The sequence below is a fragment of the Anoxybacillus sp. PDR2 genome, from assembly GCF_009834045.1.
Taxonomy (GTDB): Bacteria; Bacillota; Bacilli; order Bacillales; family Anoxybacillaceae; genus Anoxybacteroides; species Anoxybacteroides rupiense.
On sequence record NZ_CP047158.1, the window covers coordinates 2,734,626 to 2,753,431 of the forward strand.

The following is an 18,806-nucleotide window of genomic DNA, read 5'->3' on the forward strand; positions in this document are numbered from 1 at the left end:
TAATGAAAAAGAAGTGCCAATGGGCAGAGCGAAGGAGGGGCTTTACAAATGGAAGTAATCAAAATAACACCGCGCGGCTATTGCTATGGAGTGGTTGACGCGATGGTAATGGCCAGAAATGCCGCGTTAGATCCAACACTGCCAAGACCGATCTACATTTTAGGAATGATCGTTCATAATAAACACGTAACCGATGCATTCTCTGAAGAAGGCATCATCACGCTTGATGGAGAAAACCGTTTAGAACTGCTTGAAAAAATTGAGCATGGGACGGTCATCTTTACGGCGCATGGCGTTTCTCCAGAAGTGAAGAAGCGAGCTCGTGAAAAAGGGCTTGTCACCATTGACGCCACATGCCCAGATGTCACAAAAACCCATGATTTGATTCGCGAAAAACTAAAAGCCGGATATGAAATCATTTATATCGGCAAAAAGGGACATCCAGAGCCTGAGGGAGCCATTGGTATCGATCCGTCGCGCATTCATCTTGTTGAGACGCTAGCGGATGTTGACAAGCTAAATATTCATAGTGAACACATAATGGTGACGAATCAAACCACCATGAGCCAATGGGATGTAGCGGATATTATGAAGAAAGTGCAAGAAAAGTATCCGCAAGTAGAAGTGCATAAAGAAATTTGTTTAGCCACACAGCTTCGCCAAGAAGCGGTTGCCGAGCAGGCAAAAGAGGCAGATGTCACCATCGTCGTAGGCGATCCGCGGAGCAATAACTCCAACCGGCTTGCGCAAGTATCGGAAGAAATCGCTGGAACAAAAGCATACCGCATAGCGGATGTAACCGAAATCGAAATCGATTGGATTAAAGATGCGAAAAAGGTGGCTGTCACCGCTGGCGCTTCGACACCGACTCCGATCACCAAAGAAGTGATCGAATTTCTCCAGCAGTTTGATCCAAACAATCCGGAAACGTGGAAACGCGAGCGCAAAGTACCGCTGCAAAAAATCTTGCCGAAAGTCAAAACAAAGCAACAAGAAACCGGGGTTTAAGTCAGCCCCGGTTTTTATTTCGCCATTCAGTAGGTTACACAAATGTAAACGGATCTGTATGGACTTTTGACGCATAAACAGCGGTATTCCACTTTTTCTTGGCAAATTCCTGTTCTAAAAAGCGGGCAACTCCCTGTTTCATCACTTTTTCCACATTATGTCCCGGATCAACGATATTTAACCCAAGGGCCATAGCATCGTGCGCTACATGATAATAAACATCGCCCGTTACATACACATCTGCTCCGCTCATTTTCGCTTGCCGAATATATTTATTTCCGTCTCCGCCGACAACAGCTACCTTTTTCACCGGATCGTCAAGCTGTCCTACAACACGAACCGCAGGGACATCAAGCGATTTTTTGACGTGCTCTGCAAACTCTCCCAATGTCGTTTCCTGTAGCAGCTTCCCTACTCTGCCCAATCCCCATGTATGCCCCTGATTGTCAAGCGAATAGACATCATATGCGACCTCTTCATACGGATGGGCTTTCAGCATAGCCGCAATGACTTTTTTTTGCAGAGAAGCGGGGACAATCGTTTCAATCCGCACTTCCTCTACCTGTTCAAGCTCACCCTTTGCTCCAATAAATGGATTCGCTCCGTCTTCTGGCAAAAATGTGCCGATCCCTTCACTGTTAAATGTGCAATAACTATAATTCCCAATATGGCCAGCGCCGGCATGTCCAAGCGCTTCCCGAACAGCAGAGGCATGAGTTTTCGGAACATACACTACTAATTTTTTCAATTTCTCTTCATACGTTGGCGCAAGCACCTCTACTTCCTTCAGTCCAAGCGCCTCAGCGAGCCAGTCATTGACGCCTCCTTGGGCGATATCTAAATTCGTATGAGCTGCATACACTGTGATATTATGCTTTAAGCATTTTTCAATGATGCGCCCTTGGGCTTGATCAGTTAAAATCTGCTTCAGAGGACGATAAAGAGGCGGATGGTGGGCGATCATTAAATCTGCGCGATTAGCGATCGCCTCATCCACTACCTCTTCCAGCACATCTAGCGCAATGAATACAGTATGAATCGGCTTATTCAACGTTCCCATTTGTAAACCGATTGGATCCCCTTCCATTGCTAACGACTTCGGGGCAAATTGTTCAAATAATTGAATGACTTCATATCCATTTGGAACCTTGCTCATCGCAATACCTCCTCGATCAGTTGAATTTTGCGCTCTAGCTCTTGCTTTTTTTTCATACTTTCCTGCGTGAGTGCTTTTTCTTCAAGCTGCGCAATAATTTTCTTCCAATGCTCGAGCTCACTTCGCCATTTTTTTAAAAAGATGTCATTCCTCTCTTTCAGTAAAAACGGGCCAAGAAGCAATTCAGCCTCTATATGGTCATGGTTATAAGGCTTTAAACCGTTTCCTTGCTCGGCGACAAGAACCTCATAAATTTGTCCGTCCTCCTCCAAAATCCGTTCCGCCACAAGCTCCCATCCATGGGAAATCAGCCAGTTTCTCACAACATGTGCTCCGACATTCGGCTGTAAAATCAACCGCTGAACCCCTGATAATTTCTCCTTGCCATTCTCTAGAATATGAGCAATCAACGTTCCGCCCATCCCAGCAACCGTCACACAATCCACTTCATCCGGCTCGATTACAGCCAGACCGTCTCCTTTTCTCACAAAAATAACTTGGCTAAGTCCTGTTTTTTCGACCTGCTTTTGTGCCGAGCGGAACGGTCCGTCAGCCACTTCCCCGGCAACAGCCTTCGTAATATAGCCATGCAAATACGCATAGCATGGCAAATAGGCATGGTCAGATCCTATATCAGCCAGTTTCGATTTTTTCGGTATAAATGAAACAACGGTTTCTAGCCGCTTTGACAGTTTTAACTCATTCATTGTATCTCCCTTTCCGCACTGCGACATGATCGCCTTTATTGTATCATAAACAAAAAATCCCTTCACCCAAGGTAAAGGGACTTTGGCTATTATTGCAATTTTGAAAGCCATTTGGCCATCTCGTCAGCTTTTTCTGGCGGTACAAGTCCTGCAGGCATATTGCCGCGACCGTTTTCAAGGACATGCTTGATTTCGTCTACTGAGAGACGTTTTCCAACACCTTTTAATGACGGACCGACGCCACCTTCGTAATTCACGCCATGACAGCCGCTACATGTTTGTTTATAAAAGTCTTCTGGTTTTGCAGCTGTTGTTTGTTCTGTTTTAGCTCCGCCCTCTTTCTCTTTTGCCATCTCTTTAGCGTCGCCAAGCCCTTTAAATGAAAGAGCAATCATTAGACCAATCCCAAATACCATGATAATAACAAATGGGATTAACGGGTTTCGATTCATCAGTTTAACCTCCCTTATGTATAGACTATCCTGAAAATGTAACCGCTACAAACAATTTTATTTTACTGTAAATCTGGAAGAAGGAAAAGCCCTAAATCACTTTCTCGCTGAAAATCGTCGAAAAAGAGCGACATTACACAAAAAAGGAACCAATGAGCAATGCAATGCCGAACACCCCTGAGATCGCAAAATAAAGCAGCCGCATGCGAAGGCCAAAAACAATCCACAATGCGCAATTTAAAAAAATCACCAAAGCGGAGATCGGCTTGTTTTTGGGAAAATAATAATCACTCAAATGAACAGAAGCCAAAAAGACCAAAAAAGCGCCGATAATGAGCGGCAGATGCACGAGCCTCGCTTCTTTTCTCCATTTCCATATTCCAATAAAGCAAAGAAGAATAAAAAAGGATAAAAGGAGCATTTGCAAAACAAACGACAATTCAGTAAAATAAATGGCAAGAACACTTATTGGCAACAAAAGACAAATTAACAATATAAAGAAAATGTGAAGCCAAGCGCCTGCCCTCCTCACAGCCGTCTGAGCCGAGGAGCGGTCTCCTTCTGTATAAAGCGCTAGCAAATAATCGCAATATTGCTCTGGAAGAAGGCGTGAGCGCTTCCAATATTCAATTTCTCTTACAATGATTTCGCGTCGTTTTTCATCCATGCTGATCGACCTTCCTGGTTGGAAATAAAAATAGTTTACTTCTCTTGCGGCAGAAGTAAACTATTGGTCTCAACCTTTATTTTGTAGACGCGGGCAAGAGCCCGTGAAAAAAGAAGGATCTCCTTCTTTTTTCACACAACGCTCTGCATATGGATTCATGCGATGTTGTTGAGAGCCATTTTTTCAGCGCAGACATTACTCTAAAAAGTCTTTCAAACGCTTGCTACGGCTTGGATGACGCAACTTCCGGAGCGCTTTCGCTTCAATTTGTCGAATACGCTCTCTCGTAACGCCGAACACTTTTCCTACTTCTTCAAGCGTACGAGTGCGCCCATCATCTAAGCCAAAGCGAAGACGGAGCACATTTTCTTCACGATCAGTAAGCGTATCAAGGACATCTTCAAGCTGCTCTTTTAATAACTCATATGCCGCATGTTCGGAAGGGGAGGTTGCATCCTGATCTTCGATGAAGTCTCCTAGATGTGAATCGTCCTCTTCACCGATCGGCGTTTCAAGCGATACAGGCTCTTGGGCAATCTTCAGAATTTCGCGGACTTTCTCTGGCGTCAAATCCATTTCCTCTGCGATTTCTTCTGGAGATGGCTCGCGGCCAAGATCCTGAAGAAGCTGGCGCTGCACGCGAATCAGCTTGTTGATCGTTTCCACCATATGCACAGGGATGCGGATCGTCCGAGCCTGATCAGCGATAGCCCGAGTAATCGCTTGACGGATCCACCATGTGGCATACGTACTAAATTTATAGCCTTTTCGATAATCGAACTTCTCAACAGCTTTAATTAGACCCATGTTCCCTTCTTGAATTAAATCCAGAAACAGCATGCCACGTCCGACATACCGTTTGGCAATGCTGACAACAAGGCGCAAGTTAGCTTCCGTTAACCGCCGTTTTGCTTCTTCATCTCCCTGCTCAATGCGCTTGGCCAGCTCGATTTCTTCTTCGGCAGAAAGCAGCGGAACGCGGCCAATTTCTTTTAAATACATGCGGACAGGATCATTAATTTTTACGCCGGGAGGAACCGTTAAATCATTTAGATCAAATTCCTCCTCTTTTACAAGGTCATCGAGATCTGGATCATCGTCTAAATCCGATTCGCTAATAATATCCACACCCTGCTCCGTTAAATACTCATAGTATTCATCCATTTGATCTGAATCGAGATCGAAACCAGATAAGCGCTCGGCAATTTCTTCATATGTTAATACACCGCGTTTTTTTCCTAATTCCAGTAACTGTTCTTTTACTTGTTCCAGAGTTACATCAGAGTCGACTTGTTTTGAACGAGCTGATTTTTCAGCCATTTCGTCCCCTCCTTCTAAAACTTTCAGACGACATTATGAACTAGATAACAACTTTTTCATTTCGAGAATTTCTTTAGCGATGCGTGCAGCTCTCAGAAAATCCTTCTGGCGCTCCGCTTCGATTTTTTCTTGCTCTTTTTGCTTTAGGTTTAACCATTTTGGGTAATTCAACACATGTTTCATGTAATCATTTAATTCTTGTGATGAAAGGTTTTCATTGATAAGCATCATTGATAGCTCCGTCACAAGCGGTTTTAATCCATCGGGTATTCGCGCAACTAGCGCGCTGACATCAGGTTCGTTTCCTTCTTCATAAAACGCATAAATGTAAGCGGCAATTGCCCGATGCTCCTCAATGTTGAAATCGCCTTGAATCGTCTGCTGCACAGTAAAGGCCACATCTCGGTTTCGAAGCATGTGAGCAAGCAACAACCTCTCAGCGTTATGAAATGCTGGAAAAAGTTTCTTCGAAGGTAGTTGCGGAGCCGCAGTCGACTGCCTACTATTTGAAGAAGCGGCTGTTCTCGTTTTTTTGTAGCGCTCCAGCTGCTGCTGCAAAGCTGACAAGGAGAGAGAAAATTCATCTGCCAGCTGCCGCAGATAATAATCTAACTCGACGGGATTCGATAACTGGGCGATTTCCTTTAGCGCCTCTTCAATATAGCGAATTTGCTCGCTTTCATTTTGCAAATTTTTCCCTTTACGCAAATAGGCCATTTTAAAAGCCATCAATGTGCCGCTCGCTTCAAGCACATTATGCCGAAATCGCTCTAGGCCGTATGTTCTAATATATTCATCTGGATCAAGGCCATCAGGAACAGCGGCGATTCTTACGTAGCATCCTGCTTTTTCTAAAAGCTCCGCTGCCCGAAGAGTGGCTTCCACCCCTGCTGTATCACCATCATAGCAAATGACGATCGACTCCACGTTGCGTCTGAGAATGCGCGCTTGCTCGTCAGTTAACGCTGTGCCCATCGTCGCGATAGCATTTGAAACTCCCGCTTTAAATGCTGAAATAACATCAGCAAACCCCTCGAATAAAACAGCCTGCTGCAGCTTTCGAATATGCAGCCGAGCTTGATGAAAATTATATAAAATCTTACCCTTATGAAAGATCGAGGTCTCTGGGCTGTTTAGATACTTCGGCTGTCCTTCTCCTAAAATGCGTCCGGAAAACGCGACCGCTTCTCCGTGATGATTATGGATTGGAAACATCACACGATTGCGAAAACGATCAAAATATTCTCCGTTTTCCTTTCGAATCACGAGTCCGGCTTTTTCCATCAGGTCAAGCGGAAACCCACGGCTTTTTAAAAATTTCACAGCAAAATCCCAAGAATGAGGCGAATAGCCGATTTCGAATTGCTCGATTACTTCGCGGGTCATGCCTCGCTCCTGTAAATAATCAAGTGCATGTTGCCCCTCTTTTGTATTTATGAGCAAATGATGATAAAATTTCTTTAAAAGTTCATGCGCCTCTATCATTTTTTTGGCATCGCTTGCTTCAGCTGACCTTTTATGCTGATGATCAAGAGGGAGAGGCGCCAAATCTATATTGGCCCTCGCTGCCAGCCTTGCGGCTGCATCGGTAAACGAAAGGCCTTCTATGTCCATTAGGAACGAGAACACGTTCCCGCCCGCTCCACAACCAAAGCAATGGAAAATTTGCTTTTCGGGTGAAACCGAAAAAGACGGCGTTTTCTCTCCATGAAACGGACATAGTCCAAAATAGTTACGTCCTTGTTTTTTCAGCTGAACGTAATCGCTGATCACATCAACAATATCGACTGATCGCCGGATTTCTTCAATCATTTCTTCGGGAATGCGGTATCCCATACGAACAACTCCGTAATTTTATTATTCTCGTCCTATGCCTTATTTCCTGCGGATTTCGACAAAATTTTTTCGAAACTTTTTCGAAAGGTCTGCCGCTCTTCGTCAGAGAAACGTTTCATTCCTTTCATACGCACACCTTGTCTCCGTTGTTTTGCATGAAGATAGCGAATATAGAGCACATGTCCTATCCCATCTTCGCTATACATTTTTCCTTGAGGAGACATCACACAAATGTCCCGATTGACTAATAAGCTTGCCAATCCGATATCGTGCGTAATCACAACATCCCCCTTTTGCGCATGATTAACAATATACAAATCAACAGCTTCTCTTTCCGTATCTACATATACCCACTCCATTTCCGCCACATGTGAAAAATGGTTATATGAAGATACAAAAACACTTTGTACATTATATTGACGAGCAAGAGAGAAAATTTCATCTTTTACAGGACAAGCGTCTGCATCGACAAAAACAGTCATATGTCGCCCGTCGCCTTTTTTACATTCTACACCATCTTCAAAAATCCTTCTTCTCCTCCCATGAACATAAACGAATTTTGTCGACATCTTCCTCTTGACAATAAGCTATCAATAGTTTACTCGTTCTATCTCTGCTCTAAACGTAGCACGGTTTATTTTTATCACAATTTTTTATTATAATACAATCAATACGAATGCGCCAGAAAAAAATAAAAGAATGCCTATGATGCTAGTCGAGCGTTATGTCCAACCATAGACGGAGCTCGACATGTTAACCCATGCACAACTATGGAGTTCAACGACCTTGGCTTATCTCCGATCCTCGAAAAAAGGATTCTATTTTTGGAACGGCTATATGCGCTTCCATTTCTTTACCTAACACTAAGACAACATTATCTGGCACCATGAACAAAACGATAGATGCTGCAAAATCATGCATTTTCCAGCTAAAAGGCAATTCAAAAATATCACGAATGATCGCTGAAAAGTCGAAGACCGAAACAAACAAAAAAAGAAGCCATTGATAACATTGCATGGATAGCAATGAAAATCATGAGGCTTCCCCTTATAGCTTCCGTTTTTTCATGATAATATTCGCGGTCTCTTCGATCGCTTTGTTCGTCACATCAATGACATCGCAGCCGATTTGCTGAATTACTTGATCAAAATAATTAAGCTCCTCCTTAATGCGTTCCATATTCGCATAGATCGCTTTATCGTCAAGCCCTAGGGCTCTGAGCCGCTCCCGACGAATGGAATTCAGCTTTTCAGGGCTGATTTTTAAGCCGAAGCACTTCTCTCGAGATACTTTAAACAATTCTTCTGGTGGCTCGACTTCCGGCACAATGGGCACATTGGCGACTTTTAAGCGTTTATGAGCCAAATACTGTGACAGCGGCGTCTTAGAAGTGCGTGACACCCCGATCAACACAATATCAGCACGCAAAATGCCGCGCGGATCCCGCCCGTCATCATATTTTACAGCAAATTCAATCGCTTCGATCTTTTTAAAATAATCTTCATCTAATACGCGAACCTGCCCTGGTTCATAGCGAGGAGTCATATTGAATAAATGGCTCATTTTCTCCATAAGCGGACCAATAATATCATATAGCTCCACACCTTCACGTTCAGCCTCTTCAATTAAAAACTGGCGCATTTGCGGCACGACAAGCGTAAAAGCAATAATCGCATGATTCATTTTGGCTAGCGCAACCACTTCCTTCAACGTGGAGACATCTTCTACATAAGGAACGCGCTTTAGTTGAATAGCAGCGCTATTAAATTGGCTTGCGGCCGCTTTGACGACCAATTCAGCGGTTTCTCCGCCTGAATCAGAAACCACGTATACAACGCGTTGATTCATCTTCATCCTCCTTAAAGCAAATCATCTTTTGCTAGCGCAACAAAAGCTTTTGTAATATTTGTTTTGGTGATTCGTCCAATCACCTCATATCCCTTGTCTGTTTTTTTTACGACTGGCATGGCATCAATTTGTTTTTCAATGAGCCGCTCAGCCACATCAATCAACAGATCATCTTTATAACAGACATTGATGTTTGGCATTCTTGTCATAATGATGTTAACCGGAATCGAAGTCAGCTCCTGCTTGCCAATGCTCGCTCGCAATAAATCTTTGCGCGACAAGACACCCACTAATAAAGATTCTTCATCCACGACAAACAATGTCCCGACATCCTCAAGAAACATCGCCACAATGGCGTCATATACGCTGACATTTTCATTGACTACGACAGGAATCGATTGAAAGTCACTGACTTTCATTTTTTTTATTCGATCCGCTAAAAGCTGTGTTCCTGTTTTTCCTGTATAAAAATAGCCGACTCTCGGTCTTGCTTCCAAATAGCCAGCCATTGTTAAAATCGCCAAGTCGGGACGCAGCGTCGCTCTTGTTAAATTTAATTTTTCTGCGATGTTTTCCCCGGTAATCGGTCCATGGTCTTTGACGATTTGTAAAATTTGTTCTTGGCGTTTATTCAGTTCGATTTTCACTCACCACCTTACCAAAAACTAAAAAAGGCTGTACTCATACGAACCTATTATAACGTAATGATTCATTTTACGAAAGGAAATCAAGAAAATTCGCTTTGTTCTAAAAATACGTGCATCGTTGCTCCTGATTTCCCTCAAGCAAAGACGCCATCGACAGACCGCTTCCATATAAAAACAGGGCTGCCTCAGCTTCGTGACAGCCCTTTATTATTGCAGCCGAGATTTTAGCTGCTCGATTTGTTCTAAAAATCGTTTCGTTTTTAGCGAAAGTCCGGAATATTCGTCATAATAGGCGGAAATAACGTGGTGTAATTCGTTTTTCGTTTCCTTCTTAACCGAAATTTTGCCCAACCTTGACAGATCAAGATGGTAAAAAAGCCGCAACAGCCTAACCGCTGCCGAAGAAAGAGAAAAGCGGTACGGATCCTTTTCCTCGCATTGATCGCAAAGAAATCCCCCTTCCTTTATGGAGAAGGAGAACCTCCCCTCGCTTCGCCCGCAAACCGCGCATCCGTCTAACGATGGAGGCAATCCGATCACCCGCAGCATTTTCATCTCGTAAATATATGTAAGAATTTCTAAATCGAGTCCGTCATTCATATATTTTAATGTCTGAAGAAGCAGCTCAAATAAATAAGGATTGGGGCGCCGCTCTTCCATAATTTTATCTGTTAGCTCGACGACATAAGAAGCATAAGCTGTTGCAAAAATATCTTCGCGAATCCCTCTCAGTGCATCAATGATTTCACCTTGATGCAGGCTTCCTACTCCGCGACTCTTTTGAATTAAATAATGTCCATAAGTAAATAAGTGCGTCACAGAAGAAAGGCGACTGTTTGGCTTTTTCGCTCCTCGAGCCATAACAGCCACCTTTCCCCATTCTCTCGTCAGCAAGGTAACAATTTTATGAGTTTCCCCGTAATCAATCGTTCGAAGCACAATTGCTTCGCATTTTTCAAACAATATGATCACCACCAAGCTGGAAAAAGCAGCTTAGAAAATCGGCTGGTCCATTTCCGTAAACTCGATTTCTTGTTCATCGCCATTTGGCTGATGCTCCCTTTCAAGCTCTTTGAAAAGGAGATATGTGTCGATATTCCCCGTTTGGCTAAACAGCTTCCACGTAAATTCTAGCATCGAACCACACCTTTCCGCCTGTAGGATCGCTTTATAAAGGTTGCGTGCAAGCAGCGCTTACACGTTCAATAAGCTATTTATAGCTTGGCTTCCCTACAATCAATTTATGTTACACAAAATTTGTTAATATTCGTCCTCTCTAAATCCGAAATCGCGCAATTGAGATAATTTATTTCGCCAATCCTTTTGGACCTTAACCCAAAGCTCCAAAAACACTTTAGAACCTAACAGCGCTTCAATGTCTTGACGGGCTCGTTGCCCAATTTCTTTTAGCATTCGCCCTTGCTTTCCGATAATGATGCCCTTTTGTGAGTCACGTTCAACAATAATCGTCGCGCTAACATAAATGGTGTGATGATCTTCTGGGCGTTCAATTGAATCAATGACGACTGCAATGGAATGAGGAACTTCCTCGCGTGTTAAATGAAGAGCTTTTTCCCGAATTAATTCAGCGATAATAAAACGCTCGGGATGATCCGTTATTTGATCAGCAGGGTAATATTGCGGACCTTCCGGTAAATATTTTTTTATTTGCTCGATTAGCGTTTCGACATTGTTTCCTTGTAGCGCTGAAATCGGCACAATCTCTGCGAACGGATATTGTGACTGATAATGCTCAATAAGAGGTAGCAATTCGTCCGGATGCACTTGGTCGATTTTGTTAACGACTAAAAACACCGGCGTTTTTACTTCCTTCAGCCGCTCTATGATGAAAGCATCGCCGCGGCCGAATCCTTCTTCAGCATTTACCATAAACAAAATTAAGTCGACTTCTTTTAAAGCGTTTTGCGCCACCTTCATCATAAAATCGCCCAGCTTATGCTTTGGCTTGTGGATTCCAGGCGTATCAATAAAAATGATCTGTGTGCTTTCCGTTGTGTATACGCCTTGGATCTTATTGCGTGTCGTTTGCGGTTTATCGCTCATAATGGCGATTTTTTGACCAATGACACGGTTTAAAAACGTTGATTTTCCTACATTTGGTCTACCGATAATGGAAACAAATCCTGATTTATACTGTTCCTTATTCATGCAAATCCTCCGCTGAAAATGCTCCTGGCAATAATTCTTTTACTGTTAATTCTCGAATGTCTCCTTTTAAATTGGTCAAAATGATTTTCATATCTGGCGGACATAATTCAGCAATCACTTGACGACACGCTCCACAAGGCGGGACCGGACGGGAGCTGTCAGCAATCACCGCTAATGCCGCATAATCGGTGTCTCCTTCAGAATACGCTTTAAACAACGCTGTCCGTTCTGCGCAGTTGCACACGCTATAAGCGGCATTTTCGATATTGCAGCCGCGGTAGACTTTGCCGTTTTTAGTTAATAAAGCAGCGCCTACTTTAAACTTGGAGTACGGTACATAAGCATACTCTCTCGCTTTTTTAGCTTCAGTGATCAATTCCTGTGTATGCAATGATGCTCTTCCTTTCTTTTCGAGGAAAAACTCCTCCTTTTTATTTTACAGGAAATCAAGAAATTTTTCATCTCTATTCATGTATATATAACAGAAAAATTCGAATTTTCTCATTTCAATACCCAATTATACAAATGTGGCAGAAAAAGGATGGCTCCTATCATAACCGCCATGATCGCACCAAGCAAAACAGCGCCGGCCGCTATGTCTTTGGCTGCTTTGGCAAGCGGATGAAAGTCTTTTGTTACTAAATCGACCGTCCGTTCAATCGCCGTGTTCACCATTTCTAAACTGATCACCGCGCCAATTGTCAACAGCAATATAAGCCATTCCCATTTCGTAAAATGAAAAACAATAGCGAAAACAATGGCGATAGCAGCAAGCATAAGGTGAATTTTCATATGCACCTCTTCCCTTACTGCTGCCACCATTCCTGACCACGCATTTCGAAACCGTTTCCATCGCTGACGCCACTGCTTCATCGTTTATCGTTTCAACCCGTATTGTTCCAGAATTTGCTCTTGCTTAGCAAACATTTCCTTTTCGTCTTCCTCTGTTTCATGGTCATATCCTAACAAATGTAAAAAGCCATGCACAGCTAAAAATCCTAATTCTCTCATAAAGGAATGGCCGTATTCTTTCGCTTGCTCTTGTGCTTTCGGAACGGAAATAATAATATCTCCTAATACCGGCGGTGCATCTAATCCAATGATTTCCGTTTCTCCTTCCCCCATCTCTTCAAGTGCAAACGAAATCACATCAGTAGGTTGATCCTTCCCGCGATACTCACGATTAATCATCCGGATTTGTTCATTATCGACAAAAGAAATGCTAACCTCCGCCTCATCTGGAATCTGTTCAACATCAGCCGCATAATTTAATAATTTGGCGATGACCTCCATCTGCTCATCAGTTACTTCATTTGTTTCGTCTAACCAATCAATATGTAGTGCCATTTTTTCTTCACCTTTTCCTTCTCTTCTCGTTGATGCCCCTTCGATAAAAAGAGACCCATCATGTTAATGGGTCTGTCGCATGACCGGGCTATAATAATGTTTAAATCACGAAGACCGCGTTTGTCAAATATTATTTTCATTTAAAGAATCGCGGCCTAACCAACGAATTTCGACTGCCTTTATGCTGCAGCATAACATAGTTGCTGATTTACGCCCTTCGCCCGTAAACCCCTCGTTTTTTCATCATACCATAAATGCAGCTCCATGATAAATTTCTATCTATTGGCTGAAAAGAAGCCTTCCCTATTCTTATACGCTCGCTTGATCATACGCTTCAATAATTTTTCCGACAAGCGGATGGCGAACAACATCAGCCTGCTCCAAAAAGACAAATGAAATGCCGCTAACAGATGATAAAATATCCTTGGCTGCAGCCAACCCAGATTGAACGCCCCTAGGCAAGTCAATCTGAGAAATATCGCCTGTAATAACCATTTTCGAGCCAAATCCAAGCCTTGTTAAAAACATTTTCATTTGCGATGGCGTTGTATTTTGCGCTTCATCCAAGATCACAAATGCATCCTCAAGCGTGCGCCCTCTCATATAAGCAAGCGGTGCAATTTCAATCGTCCCTCGCTCGATGAGACGCTGTGTATGATCAGTACCCAATATATCATGAAGAGCATCATAAAGCGGACGTAAATACGGATCCACCTTTTCTTTCAAATCTCCTGGCAAAAAGCCTAAATTTTCTCCCGCCTCGACTGCTGGACGAGTTAAAATAATTCTCTTGATGTATCCATTTTTAAGTGCATGAACAGCCATAACGACTGCCAAATAGGTTTTTCCTGTTCCCGCCGGGCCGATGCCAAATACAAGATCATGCTTTTTAATCGCCGCTACATATTGGCGCTGTCCTAATGTTTTGACGCGAACCGGCTTTCCTTTAGCGTTTTTCGTAATCTCTTCCTCATATAACTCAATGAAATACTCTAGCGTGTTGCTTTTCGCCATTTGAATCGCATACATCACATCGCGTTCGCTAATCGTGACTCCCTTGCGAATCACGATGAGCAGATGGCGAAGCACCTCATCAACGAGCCGAACGCTTTCGCTGTTTCCTGAAACGTGCACGGCATCTCCCCGCGTCACAATCGAAACGCCCAGCTCTTGCTCAATTCGTTTTAAATGAACATCATGAATGCCAAAAAGGGCAATCGCCTCATTGGCATTTTCTAATTGCTGGCTAATCGTCACAAACTCCTCTGACATCCCTTAATCTCCTTGAACAATAGGTTGTGGTATCGCAATATTTTCAACTACTTGGTAATGAATCTCTACTTTTACTTTACCATTCTCTTTGGTTGCATGCAAAATCTTTTCACCTACAATGGAAGCATCTGCTTCTAGTTTGCCCTCCAGCTCATTTCGCGCCATTTCTTTTGCTTTCTGCAGCGCTTCATTCCATGTATAGCTCCGCTTAACCTCCTCGTTTTCCCGATAAATCACCCGCTCGTAATAAATCGGCAGCTTCCATCGCCAGAACTGCAGGGCCCTTTTTTGGTTTTCGGTTTTATAATGGCTAAATGGCGGTTTTTTAAACCCCCAAACCGGAAGTGAAAAAGAACCAATCGCTATATAATGCTTTTCCATATACTTTCCTGTGTATACTTGAAACACGGAATCAAACGGCAAGACGACTGTAGACTTGTACCATGTTTCTCCAAAAATTTTTCCACGAGCCGGCACAAGCTTCGTTTTTCCCTCTTTTCCAATAATTCCTGACACTAAAACTTGTCCTTTATTCACATAATCATGAACAGCAACAAGCGGTTGTCCCTCTTCGACAAACATATGAGTGATGACGGCTTTCTTTTTCGCCACTAAATGGCGTACCCCCACCGCTTCCGGTTCCTTCGGCTTCTTTTTTTCTACCACTTGAAAGTAAAAGGTCGTCCCCTTTAATTCAACCCCGACCCATGTAATGGTTTCAATGCGATCGGTCAGCTTCTGTTGAATTACTTCAGGAGGATCTAACAGAAATTGAAAAGCTCCTTTTTCAACCCCCATGTGCTTGAGTTCCTTCAAAATGCGGTATTCTGTTTCCGGCTTAGCCCCTTCGATCCGAACATTCCAGACCATGTTAGAAAGCAAAAACACAAGCGCAAAAAATAAAAAGATTCCGATGAGAAATCCAGTATTTCTGAGCATTTTTTTCCCCAAAAAGGGCAGACCGCTTTTTCCGATAAAAAATAGTTTACAACCGCTTTTTCGCACCATTACTCGCATAGCTGGAACGTCTTTTAGAAAGATAAAAAAGGTTGCTGTGTGTTCATCCTGCTTTTTAACATTCCAAATATGAATGCCGTTTCGCAAGCATTTATTTACAAACCGTTCGATTCCTTTTCCCTGAACTTTAACCTTTACGCTTCCTGATAAAAAATTCATCCACTTGTTCTTCATTTTTTTCCTCCCCAATGCTATTCATCTAAATAAATGACATGATGAATTTTTCCTTCTAATAAAATTTCCTCAGGTAGAATCGTCTTGATAACAAATTGCTCGCCGCGAACAAGAAGCTGTCCTTGCTTTAAAAGCAAGCGCAATTCTTTATCACTAAATGTTAATAATCCGCGATGGTTTTCGATATAAATATGTATGTGTCCAATCATGGTAATACGGGGAAGGTCCATCACTAGATCAGCAGGCAGTTCTAACTGGTTTGTCAACCAATTTCTCACTTGCTGGCGCCACTTTTTCATCATCGAAAAGAACCCCCTTTCATCTCATACATATGAAAAAAAATAGGTATGTAGCACATCTGACATAAAAAAAGAAGCCTTGGCATAAGCCAAGACCGTTTACATTATGTATCAATCCCTATTTTTCGCATCAACGCTCCCCTACATGACATGTTGCATTTTTAGGTAACATCGATACATGTCAGTAAGAGAAGGAAGGTTTGCTGTTCCCTACCTTCAGGCTTTTTATCATAAGAAAAGCGCCCGCCGAGGAGAGCTCGAATCAAGCTTGATCCTGTGCGAGTCGAAACTCCACATGTCACCGCAGCAGCCCGGGGCGACTTGAGCCGATGCAGCTTGAAGTTAGACAGCACCTGATTTCTTTCAAAAAAACAAGAGACAAATTCTGACATAAAAAACAATCCCCCTACAGATCGACGCTGAAGAACGAAACGGTCCTTCATCTTGATCTGTAGGGGATTGGTAATGTCAATCATTTATTTCTTGTTACGCTAAGTGCTGCTGAACAAGTTTATTAACGAGAGAGCCGTCCGCCTTTCCTTTTACTTTCGGCATGATTGCTCCCATCACTTTTCCCATATCAGCTTTTGAAGAAGCTCCAACCTCGGCAATCGTTTCTTTAATAATGGCTGTTAGCTCTTCTTCTGTAAGCTGCTTAGGCATATATAGCTCAAGTATGCGAATTTCTTCTTTTGTTTTATCAGCAAGGTCTGAACGACCAGCGTTTTCGAACTCTTGGAGGGAGTCTTTACGTTGTTTTAATTCGCGAGAAAGTACAGTCAGCTCTTCATCTTCAGATAATTGGCCCTTTCCAAGCTTGATCGCTTCGTTCTGCAACGATGCTTTGACCATCCGAATGACGGAGAGTTTTTCTTTTTCTTTGTTTTTCATCGCTTGCTTCATATCATCGTTTAAACGTTCAAGAAGACCCATAAATACACCCTCTTTTAATGCTTGCGCTTTCTAGCCGCTTCAGACTTTTTCTTGCGTCTTACGCTTGGCTTCTCATAGAATTCACGCTTTCTTGCTTCTTGTAACGTACCTGTTTTTGAAACAGCACGTTTGAAGCGACGAAGAGCATCTTCAAGCGATTCGTTTTTACGAACGATTGTTTTTGACATCTTACTTCCCTCCCTCCGAACAACGCCACTTGCATTTGTATTACTAAACATGTACCTGTCAATTATAATATATCCGATAAAAGAGGTCAACTAAAAAAGCAGTCATCGTCTCTCCTTCTTGTCCATACAATGGTGATGAAAGGAGAGAAGGACATGTTGTCATTATTGATCTTATTTAGCGTTTATATTAGCATTTTTTTGCTTGGAATGTTTATGCTGAAAGCAGGTCTCTACGCTCTTTCTGGCCATCGCCTGAAGAAATGGCTGCTGCATTTTACGAAAACACCCTTTCAAGGATTTCTCACAGGAACAGCGCTTACCGCTCTTCTGCAAAGCAGTTCGGCGATGATGATCATCACCGTAGGCCTTGTAACAACTGGCTATTTAACATTTCGCCAATCGATCGGCATTATTTTAGGCAGCAACATAGGCTCTACCATCACAACGGAAATTATTACGCTTGATCTGGGAGCAAGTGCTATTCCCATGCTGCTGACCGGAGCTTTTTTTGTCTTTTTTCTTCGGCATCGCATCAGCTACAGTATCGGTATGATCTTGATTGGGCTTGCCTGCTTATTTTTTGCCATGAAAGGATTTGGCGATCTTGCAAAGCCGCTTGCTTCTTACCCCGTTGTCTACGAGTGGCTAAAAAAGACCGATCGCTCTAATCTATTAGGAATTGCTGTCGGCATGCTCCTCGCGTCGATTATTCAGTCAAGCGCAGCGACGATCGGTATTACGATGGGCTTTCTTCATGAGCATTTGCTCACATTGCCGGCCGGTATTGCGATTTTACTTGGCGCCAATATCGGAACATGCGTAACGGCCCTTTTAGCCAGCATTGGTACAAGCCAGGAAGCAAAGCTTACAGCTTATACGCATTTATGGCTGAACATTGCTGGAGTAGGTATTTTCTATTTTCTCATTCATCCTTTAGCTTCCTTTGCCGGCAGCTTAGCTGCCAAACCTGACGTCCAGCTGGCGCATGTCAGCGTTTTATTCAATGTTCTTTGCTCAGTCGCCGCTCTGCCATTCACTCGCTTCATTGAAGCGTGGATTACCTTCATCCATAAAAAATAACTTGCATATTAATAATCAGTAAGCGCCGTTTTTCCTTGAACGATCGCAACACCAGAGCTTGTACCGATGCGCGTCGCTCCCGCTTTCACCATCGCTTCGGCTCCTTGAAGATCGCGGACGCCGCCAGACGCTTTCACACCCATATCCGGTCCTACCGTTTGACGCATTAATGCGATATCTTCAATCGTAGCACCACCGGTAGAGAAGCCTGTAGATGTTTTGACATAATCAGCCCCCGCTTGTACGGCTAAGCGGCAGGCGCGCACTTTTTCCTCTTCCGTTAGCAAGCATGTTTCAATAATGACTTTCACAAGGGCTTTTCCTTTAGCCGCTTCGACGACAGCGCGGATATCACGCTCCACAAGCTCGTCCGCTCCGTCCTTTAAAGCACCAATATTCATAACCATATCGATCTCTGTTGCGCCATTAGCGATCGCATCTTTCGTTTCGAATGCTTTTGTTTCCGGAGTATTGGCTCCAAGAGGAAAACCAATGACTGTGCAAACTTTCACATCAGTGCCTTTTAGCAGCTCAGCTGCAGTCGCTACCCATGTTGGATTTACACAAACAGAAGCAAAGCCGTATTGTTTCGCCTCTTCACATAATTGAACAATTTGTTCCTTTGTTGTATTCGCTTTCAGCAGTGTATGGTCAATCATTTTTGCCAATTGATTTGCCATATGAAT

At 43.1% G+C, this 18,806-nt stretch carries 24 protein-coding genes; 2 read left to right on the top strand and 22 right to left on the bottom strand.

The genetic code is table 11. The features are described from left to right. Window positions 1-48: 48 nt before the first annotated feature. A complete protein-coding gene (locus tag GRQ40_RS13160) occupies window positions 49-1,008 on the top strand; it encodes a 4-hydroxy-3-methylbut-2-enyl diphosphate reductase (protein ID WP_044744550.1) in 960 nt (319 codons plus the stop codon). A gap of 34 nt (window positions 1,009-1,042) precedes the next feature. On the opposite strand, the gene GRQ40_RS13165 is transcribed toward GRQ40_RS13160, so the two are convergent. The 21 genes from GRQ40_RS13165 to rpsU form a co-directional block, all read right to left on the bottom strand. Then, the gene (locus GRQ40_RS13165; RefSeq protein ID WP_066145899.1) at window positions 1,043-2,164 is read right to left on the bottom strand and encodes a Nif3-like dinuclear metal center hexameric protein; all 1,122 of its coding nucleotides are present in this window, start codon (window positions 2,162-2,164) and stop codon (window positions 1,043-1,045) included. Beyond that, window positions 2,161-2,871, bottom strand: a complete 711-nt coding sequence (locus tag GRQ40_RS13170) for a tRNA (adenine(22)-N(1))-methyltransferase (RefSeq protein ID WP_044744697.1) — start codon at window positions 2,869-2,871, stop codon at window positions 2,161-2,163. The genes GRQ40_RS13165 and GRQ40_RS13170 overlap by 4 nt, the downstream gene beginning before the upstream one ends. Window positions 2,872-2,960: 89 nt before the next feature. Next, entirely contained in the window at window positions 2,961-3,323 is a 363-nt protein-coding gene (cccA, locus tag GRQ40_RS13175; protein ID WP_066145902.1) for a cytochrome c550, read from the bottom strand. 133 nt (window positions 3,324-3,456) lie between these two features. Further along, window positions 3,457-3,990, bottom strand: coding sequence for a hypothetical protein (locus GRQ40_RS13180; protein WP_066145904.1), 534 nt, complete (start codon window positions 3,988-3,990; stop codon window positions 3,457-3,459). 195 nt (window positions 3,991-4,185) lie between these two features. Then, complete coding sequence (gene rpoD / locus GRQ40_RS13185; protein ID WP_044744554.1) at window positions 4,186-5,310, bottom strand: RNA polymerase sigma factor RpoD; 1,125 nt, start codon at window positions 5,308-5,310, stop codon at window positions 4,186-4,188. Window positions 5,311-5,343: 33 nt separating this feature from the next. Further along, complete coding sequence (gene dnaG, locus GRQ40_RS13190; protein WP_066145906.1) at window positions 5,344-7,146, bottom strand: DNA primase; 1,803 nt, start codon at window positions 7,144-7,146, stop codon at window positions 5,344-5,346. 32 nt (window positions 7,147-7,178) lie between these two features. Beyond that, window positions 7,179-7,628 carry a YaiI/YqxD family protein gene (locus GRQ40_RS13195; protein ID WP_044744556.1) on the bottom strand — a complete coding sequence of 150 codons (450 nt, stop codon included), beginning with the start codon at window positions 7,626-7,628 and terminating at the stop codon, window positions 7,179-7,181. Between the two features lie 565 nt (window positions 7,629-8,193). Further along, the gene (locus tag GRQ40_RS13200; protein WP_044744558.1) at window positions 8,194-8,994 is read right to left on the bottom strand and encodes a pyruvate, water dikinase regulatory protein; all 801 of its coding nucleotides are present in this window, start codon (window positions 8,992-8,994) and stop codon (window positions 8,194-8,196) included. Between the two features lie 11 nt (window positions 8,995-9,005). Further along, on the bottom strand, window positions 9,006-9,635 hold the full coding sequence (locus tag GRQ40_RS13205; RefSeq protein WP_044744698.1) for a transcriptional regulator CcpN: 630 nt from the start codon (window positions 9,633-9,635) through the stop codon (window positions 9,006-9,008). A 213-nt stretch (window positions 9,636-9,848) separates the two neighbouring features. Continuing rightward, the gene (gene recO, locus GRQ40_RS13210; protein ID WP_080862294.1) at window positions 9,849-10,604 is read right to left on the bottom strand and encodes a DNA repair protein RecO; all 756 of its coding nucleotides are present in this window, start codon (window positions 10,602-10,604) and stop codon (window positions 9,849-9,851) included. Window positions 10,605-10,634: 30 nt separating this feature from the next. Next, complete coding sequence (locus tag GRQ40_RS13215) at window positions 10,635-10,778, bottom strand: YqzL family protein (protein WP_080862293.1); 144 nt, start codon at window positions 10,776-10,778, stop codon at window positions 10,635-10,637. 123 nt (window positions 10,779-10,901) lie between these two features. Next, entirely contained in the window at window positions 10,902-11,810 is a 909-nt protein-coding gene (era, locus tag GRQ40_RS13220) for a GTPase Era (protein WP_044744560.1), read from the bottom strand. Further along, window positions 11,803-12,201, bottom strand: a complete 399-nt coding sequence (locus GRQ40_RS13225; protein WP_044744561.1) for a cytidine deaminase — start codon at window positions 12,199-12,201, stop codon at window positions 11,803-11,805. Before GRQ40_RS13225 ends, era begins: the two co-directional genes overlap by 8 nt. A gap of 110 nt (window positions 12,202-12,311) precedes the next feature. After that, a complete protein-coding gene (locus GRQ40_RS13230; protein ID WP_044744562.1) occupies window positions 12,312-12,683 on the bottom strand; it encodes a diacylglycerol kinase family protein in 372 nt (123 codons plus the stop codon). A gap of 3 nt (window positions 12,684-12,686) precedes the next feature. Next, window positions 12,687-13,157, bottom strand: a complete 471-nt coding sequence (gene ybeY / locus GRQ40_RS13235) for an rRNA maturation RNase YbeY (protein ID WP_044744563.1) — start codon at window positions 13,155-13,157, stop codon at window positions 12,687-12,689. Between the two features lie 309 nt (window positions 13,158-13,466). Further along, window positions 13,467-14,429: a PhoH family protein gene (locus GRQ40_RS13240; protein ID WP_159720155.1), complete on the bottom strand. Its 963-nt coding sequence runs from the start codon at window positions 14,427-14,429 to the stop codon at window positions 13,467-13,469. A gap of 3 nt (window positions 14,430-14,432) precedes the next feature. Beyond that, on the bottom strand, window positions 14,433-15,620 hold the full coding sequence (yqfD, locus tag GRQ40_RS13245) for a sporulation protein YqfD (RefSeq protein ID WP_159720156.1): 1,188 nt from the start codon (window positions 15,618-15,620) through the stop codon (window positions 14,433-14,435). 17 nt (window positions 15,621-15,637) lie between these two features. After that, the gene (gene yqfC / locus GRQ40_RS13250; protein WP_044744566.1) at window positions 15,638-15,922 is read right to left on the bottom strand and encodes a sporulation protein YqfC; all 285 of its coding nucleotides are present in this window, start codon (window positions 15,920-15,922) and stop codon (window positions 15,638-15,640) included. Between the two features lie 158 nt (window positions 15,923-16,080). Next, window positions 16,081-16,311 (bottom strand): hypothetical protein, encoded by a 231-nt coding sequence (locus GRQ40_RS13255; RefSeq protein WP_159720157.1) that lies wholly within the window; start codon window positions 16,309-16,311, stop codon window positions 16,081-16,083. A 94-nt stretch (window positions 16,312-16,405) separates the two neighbouring features. Beyond that, entirely contained in the window at window positions 16,406-16,852 is a 447-nt protein-coding gene (locus GRQ40_RS13260; protein ID WP_044744567.1) for a GatB/YqeY domain-containing protein, read from the bottom strand. A 14-nt stretch (window positions 16,853-16,866) separates the two neighbouring features. Then, the gene (rpsU, locus tag GRQ40_RS13265) at window positions 16,867-17,040 is read right to left on the bottom strand and encodes a 30S ribosomal protein S21 (RefSeq protein ID WP_027407847.1); all 174 of its coding nucleotides are present in this window, start codon (window positions 17,038-17,040) and stop codon (window positions 16,867-16,869) included. 153 nt (window positions 17,041-17,193) lie between these two features. On the opposite strand from rpsU, the gene GRQ40_RS13270 reads away from it, so the two are divergent. Then, a complete protein-coding gene (locus GRQ40_RS13270) occupies window positions 17,194-18,120 on the top strand; it encodes a Na/Pi symporter (protein ID WP_159720158.1) in 927 nt (308 codons plus the stop codon). 8 nt (window positions 18,121-18,128) lie between these two features. On the opposite strand, the gene deoC is transcribed toward GRQ40_RS13270, so the two are convergent. Then, entirely contained in the window at window positions 18,129-18,800 is a 672-nt protein-coding gene (gene deoC / locus GRQ40_RS13275) for a deoxyribose-phosphate aldolase (RefSeq protein WP_159720159.1), read from the bottom strand. Window positions 18,801-18,806 lie beyond the last annotated feature (6 nt).